General features: G+C 54.3%; 24 protein-coding genes. 12 read left to right on the top strand and 12 right to left on the bottom strand.

Annotation, left to right across the window (positions count from 1 at the left end; translation table 11 throughout):
* The first annotated feature begins 52 nt into the window (after window positions 1–52).
* From MVB78_RS00805 to MVB78_RS00765, 9 genes are all read left to right on the top strand, one after another.
* Window positions 53–628, top strand: a complete 576-nt coding sequence (locus tag MVB78_RS00805) for a hypothetical protein (RefSeq protein ID WP_297486797.1) — start codon at window positions 53–55, stop codon at window positions 626–628.
* Window positions 629–719: 91 nt separating this feature from the next.
* Window positions 720–1,304 (top strand): 50S ribosomal protein L15e, encoded by a 585-nt coding sequence (locus MVB78_RS00800; RefSeq protein WP_297486795.1) that lies wholly within the window; start codon window positions 720–722, stop codon window positions 1,302–1,304.
* Between the two features lie 254 nt (window positions 1,305–1,558).
* Complete coding sequence (locus MVB78_RS00795) at window positions 1,559–1,906, top strand: 6-carboxytetrahydropterin synthase (protein WP_297486792.1); 348 nt, start codon at window positions 1,559–1,561, stop codon at window positions 1,904–1,906.
* Window positions 1,907–2,071: 165 nt separating this feature from the next.
* Window positions 2,072–3,124 carry an ATPase gene (locus MVB78_RS00790; RefSeq protein WP_297486789.1) on the top strand — a complete coding sequence of 351 codons (1,053 nt, stop codon included), beginning with the start codon at window positions 2,072–2,074 and terminating at the stop codon, window positions 3,122–3,124.
* Window positions 3,125–3,207: 83 nt separating this feature from the next.
* The gene (mntA, locus tag MVB78_RS00785) at window positions 3,208–3,507 is read left to right on the top strand and encodes a type VII toxin-antitoxin system antitoxin protein adenylyltransferase MntA (protein WP_297486785.1); all 300 of its coding nucleotides are present in this window, start codon (window positions 3,208–3,210) and stop codon (window positions 3,505–3,507) included.
* Window positions 3,504–3,830: a DUF86 domain-containing protein gene (locus tag MVB78_RS00780; protein ID WP_297486782.1), complete on the top strand. Its 327-nt coding sequence runs from the start codon at window positions 3,504–3,506 to the stop codon at window positions 3,828–3,830. Before mntA ends, MVB78_RS00780 begins: the two co-directional genes overlap by 4 nt.
* Window positions 3,831–3,905: 75 nt before the next feature.
* Window positions 3,906–5,513 (top strand): hypothetical protein, encoded by a 1,608-nt coding sequence (locus MVB78_RS00775; protein WP_297486779.1) that lies wholly within the window; start codon window positions 3,906–3,908, stop codon window positions 5,511–5,513.
* 465 nt (window positions 5,514–5,978) lie between these two features.
* On the top strand, window positions 5,979–6,188 hold the full coding sequence (locus tag MVB78_RS00770; protein WP_297486776.1) for a hypothetical protein: 210 nt from the start codon (window positions 5,979–5,981) through the stop codon (window positions 6,186–6,188).
* A gap of 71 nt (window positions 6,189–6,259) precedes the next feature.
* A complete protein-coding gene (locus tag MVB78_RS00765) occupies window positions 6,260–6,862 on the top strand; it encodes a hypothetical protein (protein WP_297486773.1) in 603 nt (200 codons plus the stop codon).
* Between the two features lie 67 nt (window positions 6,863–6,929).
* Here the strand turns inward: MVB78_RS00765 and MVB78_RS00760 are convergent, their stop codons facing one another.
* The 8 genes from MVB78_RS00760 to MVB78_RS00725 form a co-directional block, all read right to left on the bottom strand.
* A complete protein-coding gene (locus MVB78_RS00760; RefSeq protein ID WP_297486771.1) occupies window positions 6,930–7,256 on the bottom strand; it encodes a hypothetical protein in 327 nt (108 codons plus the stop codon).
* A 64-nt stretch (window positions 7,257–7,320) separates the two neighbouring features.
* Window positions 7,321–8,538, bottom strand: coding sequence for a diaminopimelate decarboxylase (gene lysA / locus MVB78_RS00755; RefSeq protein ID WP_297486769.1), 1,218 nt, complete (start codon window positions 8,536–8,538; stop codon window positions 7,321–7,323).
* A gap of 14 nt (window positions 8,539–8,552) precedes the next feature.
* Window positions 8,553–9,176, bottom strand: coding sequence for a hypothetical protein (locus tag MVB78_RS00750; RefSeq protein ID WP_297486767.1), 624 nt, complete (start codon window positions 9,174–9,176; stop codon window positions 8,553–8,555).
* 45 nt (window positions 9,177–9,221) lie between these two features.
* Complete coding sequence (locus MVB78_RS00745) at window positions 9,222–9,542, bottom strand: hypothetical protein (protein ID WP_297486763.1); 321 nt, start codon at window positions 9,540–9,542, stop codon at window positions 9,222–9,224.
* 9 nt (window positions 9,543–9,551) lie between these two features.
* Window positions 9,552–9,839 carry a hypothetical protein gene (locus tag MVB78_RS00740; RefSeq protein ID WP_297486761.1) on the bottom strand — a complete coding sequence of 96 codons (288 nt, stop codon included), beginning with the start codon at window positions 9,837–9,839 and terminating at the stop codon, window positions 9,552–9,554.
* A gap of 97 nt (window positions 9,840–9,936) precedes the next feature.
* Window positions 9,937–10,362: a UPF0179 family protein gene (locus MVB78_RS00735; RefSeq protein WP_297486758.1), complete on the bottom strand. Its 426-nt coding sequence runs from the start codon at window positions 10,360–10,362 to the stop codon at window positions 9,937–9,939.
* Between the two features lie 27 nt (window positions 10,363–10,389).
* On the bottom strand, window positions 10,390–11,430 hold the full coding sequence (locus MVB78_RS00730) for an NAD(P)-dependent glycerol-1-phosphate dehydrogenase (RefSeq protein ID WP_297486755.1): 1,041 nt from the start codon (window positions 11,428–11,430) through the stop codon (window positions 10,390–10,392).
* A 5-nt stretch (window positions 11,431–11,435) separates the two neighbouring features.
* Window positions 11,436–12,824 (bottom strand): ATP-binding protein, encoded by a 1,389-nt coding sequence (locus tag MVB78_RS00725; RefSeq protein WP_297486752.1) that lies wholly within the window; start codon window positions 12,822–12,824, stop codon window positions 11,436–11,438.
* A 134-nt stretch (window positions 12,825–12,958) separates the two neighbouring features.
* Between MVB78_RS00725 and MVB78_RS00720 the strand changes: the two genes are divergently transcribed.
* Window positions 12,959–16,396, top strand: coding sequence for a protein kinase (locus MVB78_RS00720; protein ID WP_367270972.1), 3,438 nt, complete (start codon window positions 12,959–12,961; stop codon window positions 16,394–16,396).
* A gap of 24 nt (window positions 16,397–16,420) precedes the next feature.
* Here the strand turns inward: MVB78_RS00720 and MVB78_RS00715 are convergent, their stop codons facing one another.
* From MVB78_RS00715 to MVB78_RS00710, 3 genes are read right to left on the bottom strand one after another with little or no spacing between them, the layout of a single operon-like run.
* The gene (locus MVB78_RS00715) at window positions 16,421–17,122 is read right to left on the bottom strand and encodes an ATP-binding protein (protein WP_367270971.1); all 702 of its coding nucleotides are present in this window, start codon (window positions 17,120–17,122) and stop codon (window positions 16,421–16,423) included.
* Complete coding sequence (locus MVB78_RS11310; RefSeq protein ID WP_366940171.1) at window positions 17,100–17,495, bottom strand: hypothetical protein; 396 nt, start codon at window positions 17,493–17,495, stop codon at window positions 17,100–17,102. The genes MVB78_RS00715 and MVB78_RS11310 overlap by 23 nt, the downstream gene beginning before the upstream one ends.
* A gap of 38 nt (window positions 17,496–17,533) precedes the next feature.
* On the bottom strand, window positions 17,534–18,586 hold the full coding sequence (locus MVB78_RS00710; RefSeq protein WP_297486938.1) for a M20/M25/M40 family metallo-hydrolase: 1,053 nt from the start codon (window positions 18,584–18,586) through the stop codon (window positions 17,534–17,536).
* Between the two features lie 105 nt (window positions 18,587–18,691).
* On the opposite strand from MVB78_RS00710, the gene MVB78_RS00705 reads away from it, so the two are divergent.
* Window positions 18,692–20,095 carry a hypothetical protein gene (locus MVB78_RS00705; RefSeq protein WP_297486750.1) on the top strand — a complete coding sequence of 468 codons (1,404 nt, stop codon included), beginning with the start codon at window positions 18,692–18,694 and terminating at the stop codon, window positions 20,093–20,095.
* A 16-nt stretch (window positions 20,096–20,111) separates the two neighbouring features.
* On the opposite strand, the gene MVB78_RS00700 is transcribed toward MVB78_RS00705, so the two are convergent.
* Window positions 20,112–20,813 (bottom strand): 6-hydroxymethylpterin diphosphokinase MptE-like protein, encoded by a 702-nt coding sequence (locus MVB78_RS00700; protein WP_297486747.1) that lies wholly within the window; start codon window positions 20,811–20,813, stop codon window positions 20,112–20,114.
* A gap of 222 nt (window positions 20,814–21,035) precedes the next feature.
* On the opposite strand from MVB78_RS00700, the gene MVB78_RS00695 reads away from it, so the two are divergent.
* Window positions 21,036–21,294 (top strand): hypothetical protein (locus tag MVB78_RS00695; protein WP_297486743.1); only part of this gene is annotated, 259 nt, incomplete at its 3' end.

Here is a 21,294-nt window from a genome sequence, read left to right as displayed (position 1 = left end):
CCCTTCCCGCAAAGTATATCTACCCCGATGATCAACTTCTCAAGGTGAGATGATGAGGGGGAAGGTGCTCGCGATATCTCTCATCCTCTTCGTCTCCTTTGCTCTCGTCTCCGTCTTCTGGAGTCAGATAGCCGAGAGGGCCAACCCTTCTCCCCCGAGGCTTGAGAACCTCACCCTGCGCCCCGGGCTTGTGGGAGGGCCCGAGGTTGACGGCGTCTACACCGTTGAGGGGCCGATAATAGACTCCTGCGCAGTTGCGTACACCTACACCACCACCGGGTCGGGGCAAGTCGAGGTCTACGAGCTGGACGATGCTGCGTACTCCTACCTGAGGACGGGCCGCCGCGGAAACGAGACCTGCCGGCAGGGGATGAAAGAGGGAACGGTAATCCTGAAGTTCGACCAGCCGATGGAGTCCCTCTCCGTCTCCGTCTGGATCGGAAGAACCGCGGAGGACGGGGACAGCGTCTACTTCCAGCTCCTCGGCACATGGCGCTTCGCCGACAACGCCTCGGCCGTCTTCATAAGGCCGTCGCCTGAGAAGGACTTCAAGCTGATGAGCCTGAAGGAGCTCTCCGCCCTCGTGAACTCCAGCGGCCTCTACGGTATCCCGGGGCGCAACCCTTAAAAACTGATCCTCCAACTCGGCTCGACTTGGCGGGGTAACCCGCGGGATGTTCCCGTAAGGGAGAACCACAAGCAGCGAAGGGGTGAAGGGAATGGGCATGTACAAGTACATTAGGGAAGCCTGGAAGAACCCCAAGGAGAGCTACGTTGGAGACCTCCTGAAGGTCAGGATGATAAGATGGCGCCGTGAGCCCGTTGTCGTGCGCGTCGAGAGACCGACGAGGCTCGACCGCGCGAGGAACCTCGGCTACCAGGCGAAGCAGGGCTACATCATAGCCCGCGTCCGCGTGAGGAAGGGCGGAAGGAAGAGGCCCAGGTGGAAGGGCGGAAGGAAGCCGAGCAAGATGGGTATGATCAAGTATTCGCCAAAGAAGAGCCTCCAGTGGATCGCTGAAGAGAAGGCCGCGAGGAAGTTCCCGAACCTTGAGGTTCTCAACTCCTACTGGGTTGGCGAGGACGGGATGTACAGGTGGTTTGAGGTCATTCTCGTTGACCCGCACCACCCGGTCGTAAAGAACGACCCGAAGATAGCCTGGATAGCCGGAAAGGCCCACAAGGGCAGGGTCTTCCGCGGTCTGACGAGCGCCGGAAAGAGGAGCCGCGGCCTGCTCAACAAGGGCAAGGGAGCCGAGAAGATAAGGCCCAGCATAAGGGCCAACAAGGGCAAGGGCAAGTGAGTCCTCATCCCCTTCTTTCCGGATTTCAATTGCCTACGATGGAGGCGTCCAGGAAAGCCATCGTAAAGGGACGGGGGGACAATATTGACGAGATCATCAAGCATGCCTTAGGGTCGGTAAAGTCTGATAAACCCGGGCATGTGCTGGGGGCCGAGCTTTATGAAACGTGGACGGGATTTTTGGGAGCTGGAACCCGGAGAGTCTGTGCTTCTTAGGCGCGGTCTTAAAAATCCTGGTCCCCTGGAGGAATCCCTATGAAATCCCGCGTCGTTGAGCGCTTCAAGTTCGAGGCGGCCCACGCGGTAAGCATAGACGGCCAGACCGAGGAGACACACGGGCACACCTTCAGGCTTGAGGTAGCGGTTGAGGGCCCGCTTAAAGACGGCTACGTCATGGACTTCCTCGGGCTGAGGGCTATCTTTGAGGAAGTCATCGAGAAGCTCGACCACCGGAACCTGAACGGGCTCTTCGAGAATCCCACGACGGAGAACATTGCCCTCTGGATAGCCGGGGAAGTAGAGAAGAAACTCCCCAAAGGGGTTAAGCTCCACCGCCTTGTGCTCTGGGAGGGTGAAGAGAACGGGGTGGAGTTTGAGTTTTAGGCGAAAGTCTTAAAAAGATTCTAATCAGAATCATTCTTATGAGAATCATTCCAAGAAGAATTGAGTTTGACAACCTAAAGGCGCCAGGCTGGAATCTTCGCAAACAGGAACGGAACCGTTATTGACATCAACTCTAAAAGGCAGCTCTCCTATGACGAATTCAGAATGGAGTTCATCAAGCGGCTTGGAGAAGGGGTTACCGTCATAGACGAGTTTCACAGACTGCCGAGGGAGTTTTTAGACACCCTCCACGCATACTCACCCGAGGGTGAGGTGATACTGATAACCTCAACCCTCTGGCTGGCGATGAGGCTTCTGGGCGAGAGGGAGAGCCCGCTCCTCGGCATAGTGGTTCCAGTAAGAATAGGCCTCATAGACGAGAGGGAAATCTTAGCGGAGCTCTCGAAGGAAATTGAAGGAAAAGAGCTGGTGGAAGCTTCGGTCTACCTCCGCGAACCGGTTTTGGTTCCGCTCTACCGACCATCGCTGAGGGAGTTCTTAACAGACTACTTTCACTCCTCAGGTGCCCTCGTGAGGGAGATAGTTGGGGAGGCCTTCTCCGAGGAGGAGCTGAGGCTCTCAGAGGTTTATCTGGCAGTCCTGCACTCAATAGCTGACGGGAAGTCTAAGAGCACCGAGATAGGAAACTACCTCCTATCCGGGGGGCTGATCGAGGCCCCGTCGAGCGTTCAAAAGTATTTGAAAGTTCTGACCGCCATGGGTTTGGTTAGAAAGAAGCCGATACACGGGAAGAAGAAGCGCTTCCGCTATTCCATAGCCTCTCCACTGCTCGACCTCCACTTCTACCTTGAGGCGAAATATGCCTACACGGAGCTTGAGACGCCGAGGGAGTTCATCAGAAGAGCGATAGACGAAAAGCTGCCCAGGCACGTGGAGGGCTTTGTCGAAAGCCTTCTCGCCAAAATCTACGGCCTAAGGCCGGTGAGCGTGGAAATGCCTGAGCTTGAGCTCGACATTGCCTTAGAGGGTTTCAAAAAGCTTGAACTCGTTGGGGAAGTTAAGTGGAAGAACCGCGTTAAGAGGGAGGAAGTGAGAAGGATAGAGGAAAAGCTTGGGAAGTTCAACTGCAGAAAAGTCCTCATCGTGCCAAGCGTTGAAGTCCTTGAAAGGGAACCGGAGGGGATTGATGTCCTGACACCGGAGGAGCTGCTGAAGCTGGCAAAGGAGAGCCTTAAAGGGAAGCCTTCATCCGGTTGAGGTATCTTTGAGTGCTCGAAGATCGTTAAAGTGTGACTGATTGGAAGAAAAAACTTTTTGGGAGTTTGGACTAATATTAGGCGATGACCATGTTGACCCTTGACGAAATCGAGAAGATCCTGAGGACACACCGGCGGGAGCTTGAGGAGAGATTTAGGATTAAGGAGATAGGGGTCTTTGGTTCCTACGTCCGTGGTGAAGCGACCGAGGAGAGCGATGTAGATATTCTCGTGGACTTTTACGAGGTTCCTTCTCTGCTGGAGTTCATTGAGCTTGAGGAGCACCTTGAGAAACTCCTCGGTATAAAGGTAGATCTCGTCATGAAGTCCGCCCTAAAGCCTAAGATTGGGGAGCACGTGAAGAGGGAGGTCATCTACGTATGAAGCGAACCCATGAGGATTACCTGAAAGATATGCTGGACGCCATTGCGTCCATAGAGGAGTTTACTTCAGACATGAGCTTTGAGGACTTTTTGAATGACAGAAAAACCCAGTTTGCAGTCATCAGGGCTCTTGAGATAATCGGGGAAGCGGCAAAGGCCATTCCTGAGGACTTCAAGAAGGAACATCCTGAAGTCCCGTGGAGGGAAATGGCAAGGATGAGGGACAAGCTGATACACGCCTACTTCGGCGTTGATCTTCGCGTCGTGTGGAAGACGCTAAAAGAAGACGTTCCGTTTCTGAAGAGGTTTCTCTCGGGACTTTAACATCCAATTTTCCAGTCCCCCGGAGGAAAAACCTTAAGTCCTCAAGTTCTTACCACTGGCCAAGGGGTGTAAAAAATGGTGCCGTTCCCGTATAGCGAAGTGTCCGAGGGAAAAGAGCATGATGCGTACCTCGCTGCAGAGGAACTTAGAACAAAACCTGACGGGAGAGGACTGTTACTGCCGCCCGTGAAAAAAGAGTCCGTAATAGGAATCCGAAGCATTTGGGACAAAATTGATAGTCCTGCAACACAAGATGCTGTAGGAGATATGTACGACAGCGTTCCCTACGGCATCCTTAGGCACTACATAAAGACGTGGCTCCAGCTGAAGCACAGGTCAGAGGCCGGAAACGTAATATTCGCGGCAGCAGTTAAACACAATGGCGAACCGCTGCTAGCAGGTGGGCGCCTGGGAATGTATCTCCACGACTGGGAGAACTTGGACCCGAAGAAGGCATTGGAAGACGCGAAACAGGCAATATTGCACGACTGGGCGTTTTCAGATGCACCTCTTGAGAAGAAGAAGCAGATGATACGTGAGCTGGAAATCCTGCTCCCGCACGCCATTGAAACGGCAGATCTCATCGGAAAGTATGCAAAACACGTGCATACACATATATACTGGAACGACAAACGGAAGAAATGGCAACTTACAGCTAGGCTCTTTATGAATCATATCAGCAGAGGAACTGCTGACCCGCGGATGGAGGTGTACCAGCTCTTCGGGCCGGAAGCGATAAAGAAGATACATAAGATGCACAGAATAATATACGAGCTGACGAAGCCTGTTTCCCGCGTGGTGTTTGAACGGCCCAGCGGAGTAGAAGAGTTCCTGGACGAAAGAGAAAAGGAAGAAGTAGAAAGAGAGGTACAGGAGCTCCTGAAAAGGCTTCAGGAGCCTGAAACAGCACCACAAAGACGAGAAGTACAGAAACCGCAGCCAGTGCAAACCACGACAAAGGTGACGCCACAAAGAGCGCCAGCACCGCCAGCAAAACGCAATCCGCTGGAGGTCAGAAGAGAGAAGGACGTAATTAGGATTGAGGACGTGGACTCGAAAAGAGCAGAGGTGCACCCGGAAACTGGCCTGCCAATAATAAGAAATGGAGAACAGATTGTGGTCTTGCCACCACACAAGCACCCGAAGGAGATACCGAACCTCTATCCTGAGGCAGTGCCACCCTACGCGATATACATGTTCCACGCGCTCGCAGATGAGGGCGTCACAGACCCGCACAAACTAAAAGAGGGCATCCAAAAGGCGAGAGAGCTACTCAAAGAATATAGAGAGGAACTACAGAAGAGTAAGGACGTGCGCACTGCGGCAGACAAAATTTTAAGTAAAATACGTGAAGAGAAAAGCAAAACAAACCAGAAGCACATACAAGAGGCTCTTGATATTCTTGCCCATTCAATCCGTAGCCACAAATTCGAGGTGATGCTCCACCTGCCAGACTACACCACAGATCATGCAGTAATTGACATTGCAGGGAGTGAGGTGCAGTTGGCAGAGGCAGAAAAACTGGTAGAAGACATGGCAAAGAATCCGGAGAAGTACGGTATAGACTGGAGCAAGGAAGAAGCCACCGAAAAAATGTACGAGCTCCTGAAAAAGCACTTCAGGCGCCCAGGATACAAGGTAGTCGGATTCACGCACGTGAAGAGAACGAGGGATCGGGTGTGAGGCCAAGGTATAAATAGGTCGAAGTAGTATTTGGAACAGTCTCTAAAGGTGGTGTGCATGACCCCCATATCCTCTGAGATAGCTCGAAAACAAGGTAACTCTGTGGATGGGAATCCTAACAAAGTGCACTTTGGATCTCAGGTAATTGGGAGGAGGCGTGGTAGAGTGCGCCCAATACGCCCCCTGGTAGCTCCCTGTCCTGATGGGTTTTTTGAGTAATTTCTAAAAACATATCTTATCCTCCTACTCCTCTTCAAGCAGGTGTGTTAGGGGGACCCTTACATTGGGATGAGCAGCCTCCACGCAAAGGCGGACAAGTACATAGACGTGAAAGGGAAGATAACAGACGGATTGACGATAGAGGTGAAAGCTGGAGCGAATACCTGGTCCGTGAAGGTGGGGTGATCCCACCCTTTCATTTTTATACCACCGGAGCGTAGTTAGAAGTAGTAGAGGTGGAGAAGAATGGTACCTTTTCCCGCAGAGAGGAAGTTTCCGCTTGATCGAGAAGCGCGAGGAAAGTCTATGAGCGCGATAAGGATCAGCCATGAGTTCAGCTACAATCCCGACGGCGGGGGGGTGCTCCTACCTCCCCTGAAGGACGAGTACAAGAAAAATAGGGGCTGGTGGAAAAAACGTTCACTACCCATGGGAAGGCACAAGTGTAGAGGATGAAGCAGTGGGGCTTGAGTATCACCCCATTACAACCATATACAGGCTAATCGGGACTATGACTAATCGGGACTATGAAGTATAAACTGCCGTCGTATAAGGCAGATGTAATTCAATACGCAATACTACCCTTCGAAAAAGATTATGAAGAGGAAGCCAAGAAAAAATGGAGAGATAGCCCAATTACGGAGATAAGAGAATTTGTGAATAACGACACCCTCACACGGCTCAAGAGCCTTGACGAGTTCTTACAGAATAAGGAAAAGATGAAAAGGTTCCAATATGAACTCGAAGATGAGCTGAAACGTTCTGGCATCCCAGAGGAGCATGCGAAGATGTTGGCAGATCTGGCACCCGTATTCGTGAAAGCTTCGAAAGCGTGGGCAGAGATAACGAAGAGGGCGTGGGAAGATATGCGGAGGAGGGGAGAAAAATTATCGCCGTATGAAGCGGCTGAAAAGATGTATGTGGATGACCCAGACCCGCTCGGCTATCTGGATCTCTACGCCAAGCCAGAAGAGATTGAAGCCATACACCAGGCGCACGTGGCGCTGTATCACCTTCTGCCAAGGATGTTCAAGGAGAAGAGCGGTGTAATGGATTACCTGGATGAGGAGAGGGCGAAGCGGCTGGAGGAGGAAGTCCTCCCCATAGTGCGGCGCTCAAAACCAGCCTAACCCGACTGCCGTTTCTTACCCGTTCTGGGCCCGTTCTGGGAAAACAGACTCCGCCCGGGCCTGAAAGTCAGAGCTCGTTGAAGTCTATCTCGTACGAAACCGAACCATTGAAGTTCTGGGCCTCCTTAAAGCGGGCTATGAGGGCGCTCAGTGTCTCCACAAGGGCCCCCCTAACCTCGCCCATGAGCTTCTCCGCCTCCTCCCTGCTCTGGAGCTCAAAGGTTCTCTCCCTGAGTTCGCTCAGCTTGATCTCCTCCCCCTTCACCCTGAGGGCCGGATCGACCCCCTGGAGGACGTTCTGGAGCTCCTCGTCGAACTCCAGCTCCCTCACCTTCACCCTGTAAGCTCCCGAGAGGAGGTCGTACTCCCTATCGAACACTATCCTCATCTTCATGCTACCACCGCACCTTCTTTGACCGAAAACTAAATAACGGTTTTGGCCGGCCGGTACCCCAACCTCACGGCCCTTCCGGGAAGGGCACGACGACCTCCCTTCCCTTAGGGCGCAGGTTGTAGTTGTTCGCCATAACGTAGCCGTATGCACCCGCGTTCAGGATGGCAAGGTAGTCCCCCTCCTCGACTTTTGGAAGGGGCCTGTCAACGGCGAATATGTCCCCGCTCTCGCATATGTTCCCAACCACGGTCGCGGTCACGGTCTCCTCAGCGGCCACCCTGTTGCAGACGACGACCTCGTGGTAGTAGTTGTAGAGGGCCGGGGAGTTGAAGACGTTGAGCCCCGCGTCCACCCCGACGAATATTCTGCCGTTCTTCTCCTCCACGGTGTTTACCTGGACTACTAAGATCCCGGCGTCGCTCACTAAGTATGTTCCGGGCTCAACGATCACCTTCGCCCTTCCGAAGCCGCGCTCATCCAGGTGCTCTTTAACGCGGGAGAAGAAATCGTAAAGCGGGAACTCCGGTTCGTCTTCGCTGTGGGGAACCCCGTAGCCCCCGCCCAAGTCTATTGTCTCGATCCGGTAGCCGAGCCTTTCCTCGGCGCGCGCGGCAACGTCAAGCAGGTTCCTCAGGGCAGGGAAGTACCTCTCGACCTTGGGCCCGGTCCAGTCCGAGCCAACGTGATGGTGGAGGCACGAGAGGGTGTAGTCCTTCTCCTCGATCAGATCGAAGGCCTCGTCCACCCTGTTCAGGGGTATCCCGAACTTAACGGGCAGGCTCCCTATCTCGCTCCCCCCGGTGGTTGTCTTTTCAACGCGGCCGATGCCTACCCCGGTGTTTACCCTGAGGCCCACCTTCCTGAAGGGCTCCCCCCTGAACCTCCTGATGGACGAGAGGGAGTCGAAGTTGACGAGTATCTCGGTGCCGGAGAGGAATTCGAGGTCACCGTTGCTGAGGGACGTACCCGTGAAGATTATGTCCCCGTCCCCGAACCCCACCTCCCACGCCAACTTCACCTCGCCGGGGGACGTGGCGTCTATCTTTCCACCGAGTTCCCGTATTGTCTCAAGGACGTGGACGTTGTTGTTGGCCTTCATCGCGTAGTGGATCTCCCACTCCTTAAAGCCGGCCTTTCTCAGCGCGTCGGCCATCCTGAGGTAGTTGTCCTCTACCCTCTTCAGGTTGTAGACGTAAACTGGAGTGCCGTACTTCCTCGCCAGCTCAACGACCGGCTCCTCCCCAATGAACAGTTCGTTTCCCCTAACCGTCAGGTGGCCCATTCTCTCCCACCACATCACAGCTCCCTCCCTTTCCGTACTGAAAAGAAGGTCACCGCAAAAATGAGCGCCAGGAGAACGGATGAGAGCCCGTAGTAGGCCCAGATCCTGCCGAAGTAGAACCCAAAGAAGGACGAGAGGTAGAGACCCACGAACAGGCCGACTATGTAGTGCATTTGGGGCCTGCTCACGTACCTCTCGAGTATCGAGTACCCCATGTGGTGGTAGAACCAGAAGCCGGCGGAGTCAAGGAGGACTATAACGAGGGCCAGAACCCTGTCGGGCGAATAGCCCAAGATGGCCAGCGGTATGGCAAAGACGAGGCAGTACACGCCGAGGTACTCGGAGATTATGTTGCCCATGGTGATCTGGTCATCGAACTCGTGCTTTCTCAGCCTCGCGAGCTCCCCGCTTGCGTTTGCGTATATGATGGTTGAGTACAGGAAGCCCATGGCGCTGATGAAGAGGAACACTAAGGGGATCCTCAGCCTGACCTGGACTTCTGGGCTCCCCGTCAGGAGCAGACCTATGAAGAAGAAAACCACCGCCGCCATAAAGGATGTGAAGTCAACGCTTATCGAGGTCTCCTCCATGTAGAGGTCCTCTCCAAACCCCCGGCCGCGGTCACCCTCCGTTTCCACCTTGCTCTCACCGACACGATAACGTTCGTACTGATGTTTAAATAATTAACTCCCTTCCTCACCCTCCTCTCGCACCTGCTCCATGATGTAGCCGATCAGGTTGTGAACCCCCAAGAAGTCGAGGATGGCGGTGATTCCCTGGAGGTAGACCCCGGCCATCAGGTAGAATATCGCGAGGAAGAGGTCTATGCCGAGGTAGACGAGGGCCACCTTGATGGCCGGCCGGTTCTCCTTCCAGACCCCGAGGGCGAGGATGAGGTCGAGGGCGACGAAGGGAAGGTACACCCAGGGAGATTTCATGGACTGATAGGAGTTCACCGCCGCCTGAAAGAGCAGGACGCCGGCCGCGAGCTTGAGTCTGGCCATTTGAACCACCTAATAGACGTGGGCCTTAGAGCTTTCGAGGAGCTTCATGAGCTTCATCAGCCCTTCGAGCTCCTCCTTCGAGAGGTGCTCCTCCGCCTCGTCCTCGGGGTTCAGGCTGGAGAGCCGTTCCCTGATCTTCAGCAGGTCGTCGAGATCCTCCTGGAGCTCGTTCGCGCGCTGTATGAATTCGAGCATTGTGTACGGTGATTCGAAGGACCGGCTCTGGTTGGCGACTATGGCCACCTTTAGATCCGCTATCGTCCCGTCCAGCATGTCGAGGAGTTCCTTCACCTTCATGTTTCAGACTCCCGGGAACCCGTTAATAAGGGTTGTCTCCCATTGAAAAACGGGCCTCAAAGAACGGGGAAAGAGAAAGGGAAACTCGGGGTTAGGCTCAGCCCTCCCTCGTCACCGTCACCAGCTTGTACCTGCGTCCGTTGCACTCGACGTCGTCGAGAATCTCCTTCACCTTCACGTGGTCTCCCTCGAAGAGCCCCTCCGGCCTCGCGAGCTCGGCCTTTTTCGGGTCGTCGCAGTCCACGAACTTAAGGGTGAGCATTGAGCCGGGTATGGCTGCGCGGGGCTCCACAAGAACCTGTATCGGCGGTTCAACGACCTCGACGACGCGGACCTTCCCCTCGTGGAGCGGACAGGAGTGCTCTATGTTCCTAACCCTCAGTATGCGGTACCTCCTTCCGGGTTCGAGGTTTCCGACGCACACCCTTGCCAGCTTGCAGCTCTTGCACGGTTCAGCGGGTCCGTAATAGATGAACTCAAGACCCGGTTTCGCCAGTTTTTCACCAACCAGTGTGATGACCAATTCAAACACCTCCGTGAAGTATGATCGTCATATCACTCCCGTAATCCGGGCCGCCTCCTCGGCGGCCTCCCAAGTGAGCCCGTCCTTCCCGAGTATCGTGTAGCGCTCGGGCCTTATCGTGTGGGCTATCGTGAGGGCCTTTATCACGATCTCGGGTTCCACCCCGAGTTCGTACGCAGTGGTTGGAGCGCCCACCTTCTTTAATGTTTCCCTGATGCGCTCCCACTTGAGGCCGTGGAGGTAGGCGGTTATTATGGCTCCCACGCCGACCTGCTCGCCGTGCAGGGCCGGCTTCTCAAGGAGCATGTCGAGGGCGTGGCTGAACAGGTGCTCGGCACCGCTGGCGGGCCTTGAAGAGCCCGCTATGCTCATCGCGACGCCGCTGGAAATGAGACCCTTCACCACTTTCCTCACGGACTCCTCGTTGCCGAGCCTTATTATGTCGGCGTTCTTTATGACCATCTTGGCGCTCATGAGGGAGAGCGAAGCGGCGTACTCGCTGTAGTACTCGCCCTTAAGCCTGTGGGCTAACTGCCAGTCCTTTACCGCTGTGAGGTTGCTTATTATGTCCCCCACACCAGCCGCGAGGTAGCGGTAGGGTGCGGTTTTGATAACCCTCACATCCGCTATGACCGCTATCGGGGGCCTCGCCTTCACCGAGGTCTTCGAGCCGAGGTCTTTTATGGACGCGTTGGCGCTCGCTATACCGTCGTGGGAAGCCGTCGTCGGGAAGCTGATGAAGGGCAGCTTCAGACGGTAGGAGGCTAACTTGGCGACGTCTATTATGCTCCCGCCGCCGACCGCTATGAGCCAGTCGGCTTTGAGCTCCCTCGCAAGCCCCATAACCCTCCCGACTTCCCCCATCGTGGCCCCCCTAACGACAACTCCAGAAGCCTCGAACTCCTGGGAGAGGTTCTCCTCAACCTCCTCCCCGGCTATCTTTCTTGTCTTGGGGCCGTAGAGAACGAGAACTTTTTTCCCCAGCTTGAGCCTCTTCGCAACGTTCACGGCTTCTCCAGCTAAGTTCTCACCGAGGAGGACTTCCCGCGGTAGCTCCATCAGGTGCACCTTTCTCACCTTAACTTAGCTAAGGCGCCCGAGCTTAAAAATTGATTGGAAGATGGGTGTGAGGATGGCCCGCCACCTCTCAGAACGTCCTCCATATCCCAGACGGTGTAACCCCTGCTCCTGAGTTCCTCCTTCCCCTCGACTTTCCTCGCGATGAGTCCGAGTTTAAACCCCCCATCGAACCTAACGAGCTTTGATTTCCTTTCGAGTGCCTTTAAAACCCTTCCTGCGTCCTTCCTGCCCAGATCCTTCCACGTGGCCTCTACCAAATAGGCGGTTCTCCCGTCTATCGCCACGATGTCTATCTCCTCCCCCTTATACCACCACCTGCCGATTTTCTCAAACTCAATTGGCCTCTTTACGACTAAGAACTCCCTCGCAAGTTCCTCGAAGCGAACCGGGAAGACCTTATAGAGGTCATCTAACTTAGCAGTCCCGAGGGAAATCTGATCGAGCTGGGGATAGGTGAGAGTGAACCACGTGAGCAGAGAGGGATCGGCTATGCTGTAGAGGGTTGCCTTCCTGCTTCCCAAGATGGGGGTTTCCTTCTCAATCAGCCCGAGCCGCATGAGGGTCTCCACGTAGGGGTAGACACTCCCCGCGGGGAGGCCTACGAAGTTGGCAATCTCCTCAAGGCGTCTGTTTCCACTCGCCATTGCCCGGAGAATGGAGAAGTAGGTTTTCAGCTCCCTAAGTTCCTCAGTGAGGATGACGTAGGGTTCGTCGTAGAAGAAGCCGTAGTCGCTCAGGAACTCCTCCTTTACAAAGGCTTCGACGCTTTCGTAGCGCGAGGCGAGTCTCAGGTAAGGTGGAATCCCGCCGACGAGCATGTAAGCTTTAATCCCGTACTCAGGGTCTTTGAAGAACTTTAGGGCGCTGGTGTAGCCGAGGGGATTTAAATGGATGCTCCTCGTCCTCCTGCCGTAGAGCGGTGAGGCGTGGCTTAGAACGTCGTCCCACATCATTCCAAGGAGCGAGCCAGAAAGGACGAGCATGACGTTTTTCTCGCTCAAAATCCCATCCCAGACCCTCTGGAGATCGCTGAGGATCTTTCTGTCGGATTTTATCGCATAGGTGAACTCGTCGAGGACTACGAGCGAGTCATCAATCCTTTCGGCGAGGTAAATGAGAAGGTCGAGCCAGTTGTCCGTTTCAAGCTTGAGGATAAGTCCATCTCCCAGGAACTCCGAGAGGGCCTTCTTGAACTCGGCCATCTGAACGGTTTTAACCGCCTCCGGAAAGGTGAAGAAGAAAGTCCTCTTTCCCTTTGAGAATTCCCTTAAGAGCCTCGTCTTTCCGATCCTCCTCCTGCCGTAGAGCACCACAAAGGACGGCCTGTTTTCCCACTCCCTCTCAAGAATCTCCATCTCTCGCTCGCGGTCTATGAACTTCATCTAACCACCATTATATCTAAGCACGATTATATATAAATGCGTTTCGATTAAAGGAAGCAACAGAATGGGAGCCTTGCGCCTAACCGAAATTTCTAAATACCTCGATGCCCAAGATTGAAGGACAATCACCGGTGGTGGTCATCGTGTCGTACTGGGTGAAGACATACAACTGGGTGGCTGTCCATGATGCCACAATGTATAAAGGGGACGTATTAATAGCTGGTGGAGATGTCATTGGGGGCTGTATAACACGCCTTACCACAAAAGGAGAAGTCAAATGGCAAAAGTCATACAGGGGGAGCAATTTTTACTCCCTTGCAGTGGCCCCAAAGGGGGATATAATTGTATCTGGTTCCATTAGGGATTCCAATGATAACTACACCGTTGGGGTTCTGAGGCTTGATGAGGAGGGAAATGTAAAATGGGCTAAAACCTACGGGCTTGGAGAAGCTAAGGCAGTTGTCATGGGTAGGAACGGCGATGTAATCGTCGCGGGCTACGTGGAGAAGAAAGACAAAAAGGACGCCTTCGTCGCCCGCTTAGACGGGGACGGGAAAGTTAAGTGGTTCAAGACCTACGGCGGTGAAAAAGACGACGGCTTCAACGACGTGAAGATTGCTCCCAACGGTGATGTTATCGTGGCCGGTTACACTCGGAGCTTCGGCGCTGGTGGTAGGGATGCTTGGGTTCTTAGGCTGGATAAAGAGGGTAACGTGAAGTGGCAGAAGACTTACGGAGGAAGCTACTTGGATGAGGCTAACGCGGTTGCAATCGCTCCTAATGGTGACGTTATCGTGGCCGGCTCCACTCGGAGCTTCGGCCCTGGTTTGGGAGACGTTTGGGTTCTCAGGCTTGACGCTGATGGGAACGTGAAGTGGCAGAAAACCTACGGAGGAAGCGATAATGAGTGGGCCAATGCAATTGCTATCGCTGATAATGGTGATATTATCGTAGCTGGAGGGACTTACAGCTTCGGCGCTGGTGACAGGGACGCTTGGGTTCTCAGGCTTGACGAGAACGGGAACGTTAAATGGCAGAAAACCTATGGAGGAAGCCGTAATGATGAGGCTGCATCTGTCCTCTTGGATGAGGGAGGCAATATTATAATAGCGGGCAATACAGCAAGTTTTGGGTCAAAATGGTGGGATATCTGGGTTCTCCGTCTCCCGCCGGATGGAGATTTGGAGGGGTTCTCCCGTGATTCAAACGCAATAGTAATGGAGAGCAATGCAAAAGTTGCTGACTCGGACGTTACGGTGACAGCATCCGGAATAGAGAAAGAGATCGAGGTTGAAGAAGAGACTTTTAAGGAGGAGACAATCTACGAAGAGAAAGAAGTCTGGGAAACGGTTGGCTTACTCAGGAAGAAGAAAGTCAAAAAGACTGTGAAAGTCCCGAAGACGATTAGAGTCCCCAAGAAAGTCAAGGTAAAGAAGAAGGTCTTTGAGCCAATAGAAGGCGTCCCTGTGAAAACTTCCATAGTGGAAGGGAGCACCAAGATCAGGGTTCAGTATGATTCTGAAGTTGAGGAACTCACAAACTTCTGGAGGGCCATTGGAAGGAGAGAGTACCAAAAAGTCTGGGATTACCTAACCAGAGCAAGGAAAAAGCTTGGGGAAGAGTTTGATACAACCCTGATTGATTTCATAATTGATTTTAGCGTCCTTATTTCAAAGGGGGATGAAAAAAAGAATGAAGCTGACGTCTTTATAGTTGCATCAAACCGCGGCATCCCCGACGTGGATATCAAAGTGAAGCCCGAAAATGATAGGCACTTTTCCTCCCCAGCGAATGAGATACCATTGAAGCTTAAAGCCGGTGAAAGTATTGTGAAGGTCATTCGAGCGCAGAAAAAAAGCGATTTAGGGTGGGGATGGTTTGATGTTGTATTTGAATTGCCAGCGATTGATTACAAGACAAAAGTAGATGCAAGGCTTGTCTCATCTGGAGAGCTTGGAGAGCTTTACTTAACCCTTGCAAGCAAAACAAGGGATTACAAAGAGAAGTTAAGGTTCTTGAATCAGGCTATTAAGGAGGGTTCAAAAGAGGCAAAGGAAGAAGCCAAGAAAGTTTTGGTCAATGTTATCCCAGGGGAGCTTTCCACCTCAGTCCCCAGATTTATTGAGGACTTGGAATCGACTGTCAAGCTTACCCTTACCAACAACCTCGCCGACTCCCTCAAGGCAACCCTTGACCTCTCCGGGAACGACTTCTTCGAGCTTGAGGAGGAAAACCTTGAGTTCCCCGAGCTCAAGAGGGGTCAAAAGGTCTCCAAGAGCATTACCGTAAAGCCCAAGTACGCCGGAAAATTCGACTTCAGAATCAAGATTAAAGCCATCGTAAACGGCCTCGAAATCGAGGCCGAGAAGGTTATCCCCGTTGAAGTTGAGGAAAAAGCTATTGCACCCCCTGTCCAGCCATCCACTCCGGCCGCTCCTGCCTACACCCCAGCCCAGTTCACACCATCCCCGACGACGCCCAAGACATTCCCGCTGGAGCTGGCTGAGCTCTACACCGACGTCGACTTCATAGGCAAAGGCGGCTTTGCGAGGGTCTTCAAGGCCAAGAGAAAGCGGGACGGAAAAGTTGTAGCGATAAAAATTCCGATAAGTCTCGACCCGGCAACTGGAAAGTCCTTCCTGCGCGAGATAGAGAACTGGACGAAGCTCAAGCACCCGAACATTGTGAGGGTCTACGACTACAACATTCTTCCAGTTCCGTTCTTCGAGATGGAGTACTGCGAGGACTCGCTTGAAAACCTCCTGAGGAGGAGGGGCTATCTCCCGCCAATGGAGGCCGCGAGAATCGTCTTTGACATCGCTGAAGGATTAAAGTACGCACACTCGAAGAGGGTAATCCACCGCGACCTCAAACCGAGCAACATCCTCCTCAAGAGCGGGATCCCGAAGATAAGCGACTGGGGGCTCAGCAAAGTCCTGAAGGAGAGCCGCTCGAGCACGTTCGCGAGCTTCACTCCCTACTACGCCGCCCCCGAGCAGATAAGCAAATCGAAGTTCGGCTCAACGGACGAGAGAACCGACATCTGGCAGTTGGGGGTTATCTTCTACCAGCTTGTGACGGGGAAGCTTCCCTTCGAGGGCGAGGACTTTGTGGAGGTCAGCTCCTCGATAGTCTATGAAACCCCCGAAAGGCCGAGCGAGCTCAACCCCGATGCTGAGCCCCTTGACGACATTATAATGCGTTGCCTCGCCAAGAGGAGGGAGGAGCGCTACGAGAGCACAGCCGAGCTTCAGGGTGAGCTCGCACTGTTCTTAGGAATGGAGTACAGGAGGAGCCTGAAGAAATCTGTCGGGGATAGGGATCTGTCGAGGAGCGCCTACTACACTGGGGAGCTGCTGCTCGTGAACCTCAAGATAGGCGACTTAGCGGGGGCCTACAAGTACGCCGGCGACCTCGCTCACTACGCGAGTGGGGAGGTGATCGAGGAAATCAAAGCGTTGAAGGACCAGATAAAGGCACGCCTTGAGGAGGGCCTCGACATTCCGCCGGAGCTCGTGGAGAAAGCTGACGTAATAGTCCACAAGGTTAAGCTCGGCTGGAGGGAGGTTTAAAAGCACCCCCAGTAACTGGTGCCCTCACTTAAACGCGAGCTCCACTAATGGGTCTGGAATGAAGTATCCCTCCACGGTCTTTTCGAGGTAGCCGTAGCGGACGAGGTTGTTGAGGACGTTGGAGAAGTTCTTGTCGTCTATTTTCTTGCCCTCGAGGAGTTCAACAGCCTCCTTGATTTCCCGCCAGCGGTGCCTGCCGTTTGCTACAGCCTTCATGGCCAGTTCGTAGCGGGGCGAAAGTTCTTTCAGCTTTGAGAACTCGCTGACTACGAGCCTCTTGGCATCTTCCTTGAGCTTTTTGAGGGCTTCCCTGTGGGAGAGGCCGAGGTAGCGGTTGTAGCCGTAGAGGGTGAGCCAGCCGACTATCCCATCGAGTTCGTCAACGGCCTCTTCGAGTTCTTCAGCCCTAACTTCGAGGCCTATCTCATCAAAGCCCTTCCTGAGGAAATCGAGGCTCTGGCGTCTCTCAAAACGCTTCAGCTTTATCTCCACGTGTGCCCTCCCGAAGAGGGCCGACTCCGGATCGTGGATGCGCAGGAAGTCCTCAAGAAGGCCAACTTCAGAACCGGTGAGGATAAAGCTGACGTTTTCAAGTTCATCGGTTGCCCACGCTATAAGCTCAGCGTACCTGGCGCTGGAGAACCTCAGGTACTGTGCCTCATCTATGGCTATAACAAACCTCCCACCGAGGGAGTTTATCCGCTCAAGAACTTCGGAAAGGTTCACCCCCTTTAGCCACGCTCAGTTCAAGGCCTGCTCCGGCAATACGGACGCCTCTGATTCCCTTTATTGCCTCCCTAATCCTCTCACAGGGGAAGGCCTTGAGGTAGCCTTTGAGGATAACTTCCGCGAGTGCGCTCTGGGGAACGCTCCCGAGCTGTGAATAAACCCTCCTGGCATCGATCTTGACACTTTTTACCGGGCTCTCGTTCAGGGTCACGTTCAGAAGTGAACTCTTCCCGAGGCGCCTTATCCCGAGGAGGACAACGAGGGGAACACCTTTTTTGATGGAACGCTCAACGGTTGAGAGCTCGTCCTCCCGGTCGTAGAGCTCTTCCCTCTTCCTCTTGGGCTTTGGATTGAAGAGCATACCCCCCACCAGTTACTGGTGGGGGATATTAGCTAATAGGCCTTACCTCACCCGCCGCTGTAGATCTCGTTGAGAACCTTGAGGAACTCGCTGGCAGTAACTACGTCCCTCACATCGATGTGCTCGTTCTTGGTGTGGGAGATGTCGAGGTTCCCGGGGCCGAAGACTATGGTTTTCGTCCCGTTGTACATGAAGTTTATCGCGTCCGTCCAGCTCCTCATTCCACCGAACTCGTCTATTTCAGTTCTCTCCATAGCCTTCTTGGCGAGCTGGACTATCTCCTCGTCCGGCTCAAGCTCGTAGCCGTCCCATATCTCGGTGTACTCGTATTTGAGTGTGTACTCGTCGAGTATCGGGTCGAGAAGGTCGAGTATGTCCTCAACTTCCTGGTTCGGGAGAAGCCTCGCCTCCAAGCGGCCCCTGCAGAGCGCTGGAATCAGATAGACCGGGTTCTCGCAGAGGAGCTCCTGAATGCCTATGTGCGGGTCAAAGTACTTCCCCTTCTGCTTGAAGGGTTCGAGGGCCTTGAGCTCCTCCAGCATCTTGTAGGTCTCGTCTATGGCGTTGACCCCGCTCTCGGGGCACGCTCCATGGGCCTCCTTCCCATCCACCTCGAAATAAGCTTCAATGTTGCCGGCGTGGGCTATGTGAACCTCCAAATCGGTCGGCTCAAGAACGACGGCCATCTTCGGCCGGTAGCGCTCCATGAAGAGGGCGCTTCCCCTTCCCCCTAACTCCTCGTCGCTGACGAAGACCACTCCGACGTTCAGGTCTTTGTTCTCCCTCCTCAGGCTCTCCATCATGAGGAGTATCGCGGCCGCGCCGCCCTTTATGTCGCTCGCCCCGGTTCCGTAGAGTATGTTGCCCCTGACGAACGGCTCGGCCCTTACCGGAATCGTGTCAACGTGAACCTCGTAGAAGAGCTCCGCGTCGGGGTTAACGACGAGGTCTATTACCTCCCCGTCGCTCTCGATGTGGACGTCGTAGTGGAGTCTGTGGAGGAACTCCATGATGTGGAGCATTATCCTGTCTTCCCTGCCGGAGGGTGAGGGGATTTTCAAAAGCTGAAGGAGTATGTCCTTAGCGCGCTCGGTCTTCATTCGGGTCACCTAACCCCCCTACCACCTCCCGCTTATAAACCTCTCCATGGCAAAGTTTAATATACTCTAACCCCAGTCTAAGGCAGGACGATTGGAGGTAAAGTTATGAGGAAATACGGCCTGTTGCTCGCTCTTCTCTTAGTGGCGGGGACTTTGACCGCCGGCCTCTCCGCCGCCGGTGGCTTTCAGGAGGGCCAGAGAAACGAGTACTGGATTCAATGGGATGGGGGGGCCAACGTAACCCTCAACACAACCCTCTACGGCCCGACAGATCTCCTGAACAAAACGAAGGAGAGCATCGTGCAGGCGGGGCTTGAAAAGGCCGAGAAGCTGTTCATCAGCCAGGCGACGCAGAAGCTCGCTGGAGAGGGCCTGACCCTCAAGAACGCGACGGCTGAGATAATAGGCTACAACTCCACCGGCCCATTGGAGACCGTGGTTAGGGGCTACGTCCCGAACTTCGCCAAGTACTACTCCTACGACGGCGTCTGGGAGGTGACCCTCGACGTCCTGCGGGTGGCCGATCTGGCCCAGATAGACCCAACCAAGCTCAACGGGAGCGTCATGCTCGAAAACACGTTCATCGTTCACCTGCCCCTGGGTGCCACCTTAAAGGTTCTCCCCGGAAACTACACGGCAAAATCGCACGGGAGCTACGTCAGCATAAACGTTACCAGAGAGGGGAACACGGTGACGATAAGGTCGACGATATACTTCGCGAAGGGCGTCACCTACGCGGACATCCAGGCTATATACGGGAAGCCGAGAACCTTTGTAATCCAGTACGCCGGGAGAAGCGGCTCCGAGAACTCGACGACGTGGAAGATGGCGATATTCAACAACATAACGGTGGAGAAGAACCAGACAGTCTTCGACAGCGTTGAGGAGTACAAGGAGCCCGAATCGTACATAAGCTACCTGAAGTTCCAGATAACCTACCAGGGTGTAGAGAAGGCTGAAAACAGCCTCTATCAGAAGTACGCCCAGCAGTTCCAGGAACAGGGCGTAACCGTGAAAGCTGGGAAGGTCAGGATACTGAACCTCAACTCCACCGGCCCGCTGGTCGTCAGGTACCACTTCATCCTCCAGAACTTCACTAAGGAAGTCAACGGGAGCTACGTCTACGCCTACGACCCAAAGCTTGAGCTCGGAACGATGCAGTTCCTCAACAGGCTCGACGCCAACCTCAACGAGACCAAGGTCACGAGGTTCACCCTTCCGGAGGGGGCGAAGTTCACCGAGCTTCCAGAGGACGTGCACGTCACCCTCAACGGGAACAGCGTCTCCATGACCGTGGAGAAGGTCAGCGACCGGGAGGTTGTCATCAGGAGCAGCGTCTTCCTCCGCTACGGGACGCCCTTAAAAGACTACCAGGCCCTAATGGGGAAGATCCCGGACAGGGTCGAGTTCAAGTACGAGCTTCCGAGCGGGGGAAAGAAGGGCATCTGCGGCCCGGCCTTTGCCGTTGCCCTGATAGTCCTGCCGGCTTTGCTGTACAGGAAGAGGTGAAGGAGGGGGTCAATCATCAGGGGCTGGCGTATACCAGCCTCGCCCTCCCGTTTTTCTCCAGCCATTCGAGGAGCTCCCGTGCAAAGGCGAACTTCTTCCTCTTGCTCTCCCAGGCCGGCGAGTGATCCTTCAGGAAGGGCTTGCTCCACTTCCCAACGGTCTCTCCAAAATCGAAGCCGACAAGGGTTATCTCCCTCGCCCCCAAGGCCTCCGCAAGGAAAGCCGCCCTGTCGCCGTCGGTGAAACCGCCGAAGTTGTAGACGATGTCGAGCGGTTCCGTCTGGCACGTCCCGAGGATCCTTGAGAAGAGCTGGACGTAGGCCTTGAGCTTGTTAACGTTGTCCCCGTGGGCATGGATTACCATGAAAGCCCCTCCCTCGTTCGCTATCTTGAGGTCGGGAACCCTGCCGTCGAGGTCTGTCACGATTACGTCGGGAGCTATGCCCTTCTCAAGAAGGGCCGAGGTCGCTCCATCCGCCGCTATAAGCGTCCCATCCAAGAAGTCGAACTCCTTCAAAGCCACCTCAAGGCTCGGGCCTGCGCCGAAGACGTAGGCTTTTTTCCCGATGACCGCCGAGAGCTCCTCCCTGAGGATGTACTCATCGCTTTCAAGGAGGAGAGCGCGAAGGAGGTGGGAAGCTTCCCTGTCCTTCTCGACCGAGTAACCCATTTCGCGGACTATCCTGAGGTAGAACGGCCTCCACTGCTCCCAGTTCATGAGGGGGGACTGGAAGGCGGACTTTATTAACCTTTGCCAGGCTAACACTTCGGAAAGATTTACATGGGAGTAAAATAAAAATCGTTGACGATTATACAAGGCTAATAACAAAATGTTTAAAACCCTGATATGCATAAAGAGACTTCGGGTGAAACCCGTGAAGAGGAGCAACGCTGCGGTTTTGATAGTGTTTTTAGTTCTTTTTTCGGTAGTGGCCAGCGGATGCCTCGGAGGAGGGGGCACCACGAGCTCAAGCCCATCAGCGAGTTCAAGCCCGAGCTCAAGCTCGTCATCGAGCTCAGCCTCCTCCAGTTCGAGCAGCTCAACGTCGTCCACAACGACGTCCAGCGCGGTCTCAAGCACGATAATAATAGGGCTGACCTCCTCCCCGCCTTGAAAGGCGAGGGTTCCAACGGTTTAACCCCTCGCCAAGGGCGGTTCGGTTTACGGGCACTCATCCACCTACTTCTGTTACCGGTTT

Source organism: Thermococcus sp. (assembly GCF_026991495.1).
In the GTDB taxonomy this organism is placed as follows: Archaea; Methanobacteriota_B; Thermococci; order Thermococcales; family Thermococcaceae; genus Thermococcus.
The sequence above is the reverse complement of the archived record's forward strand: the minus strand, read 5'-3'. Positions and strand labels throughout refer to the sequence as shown.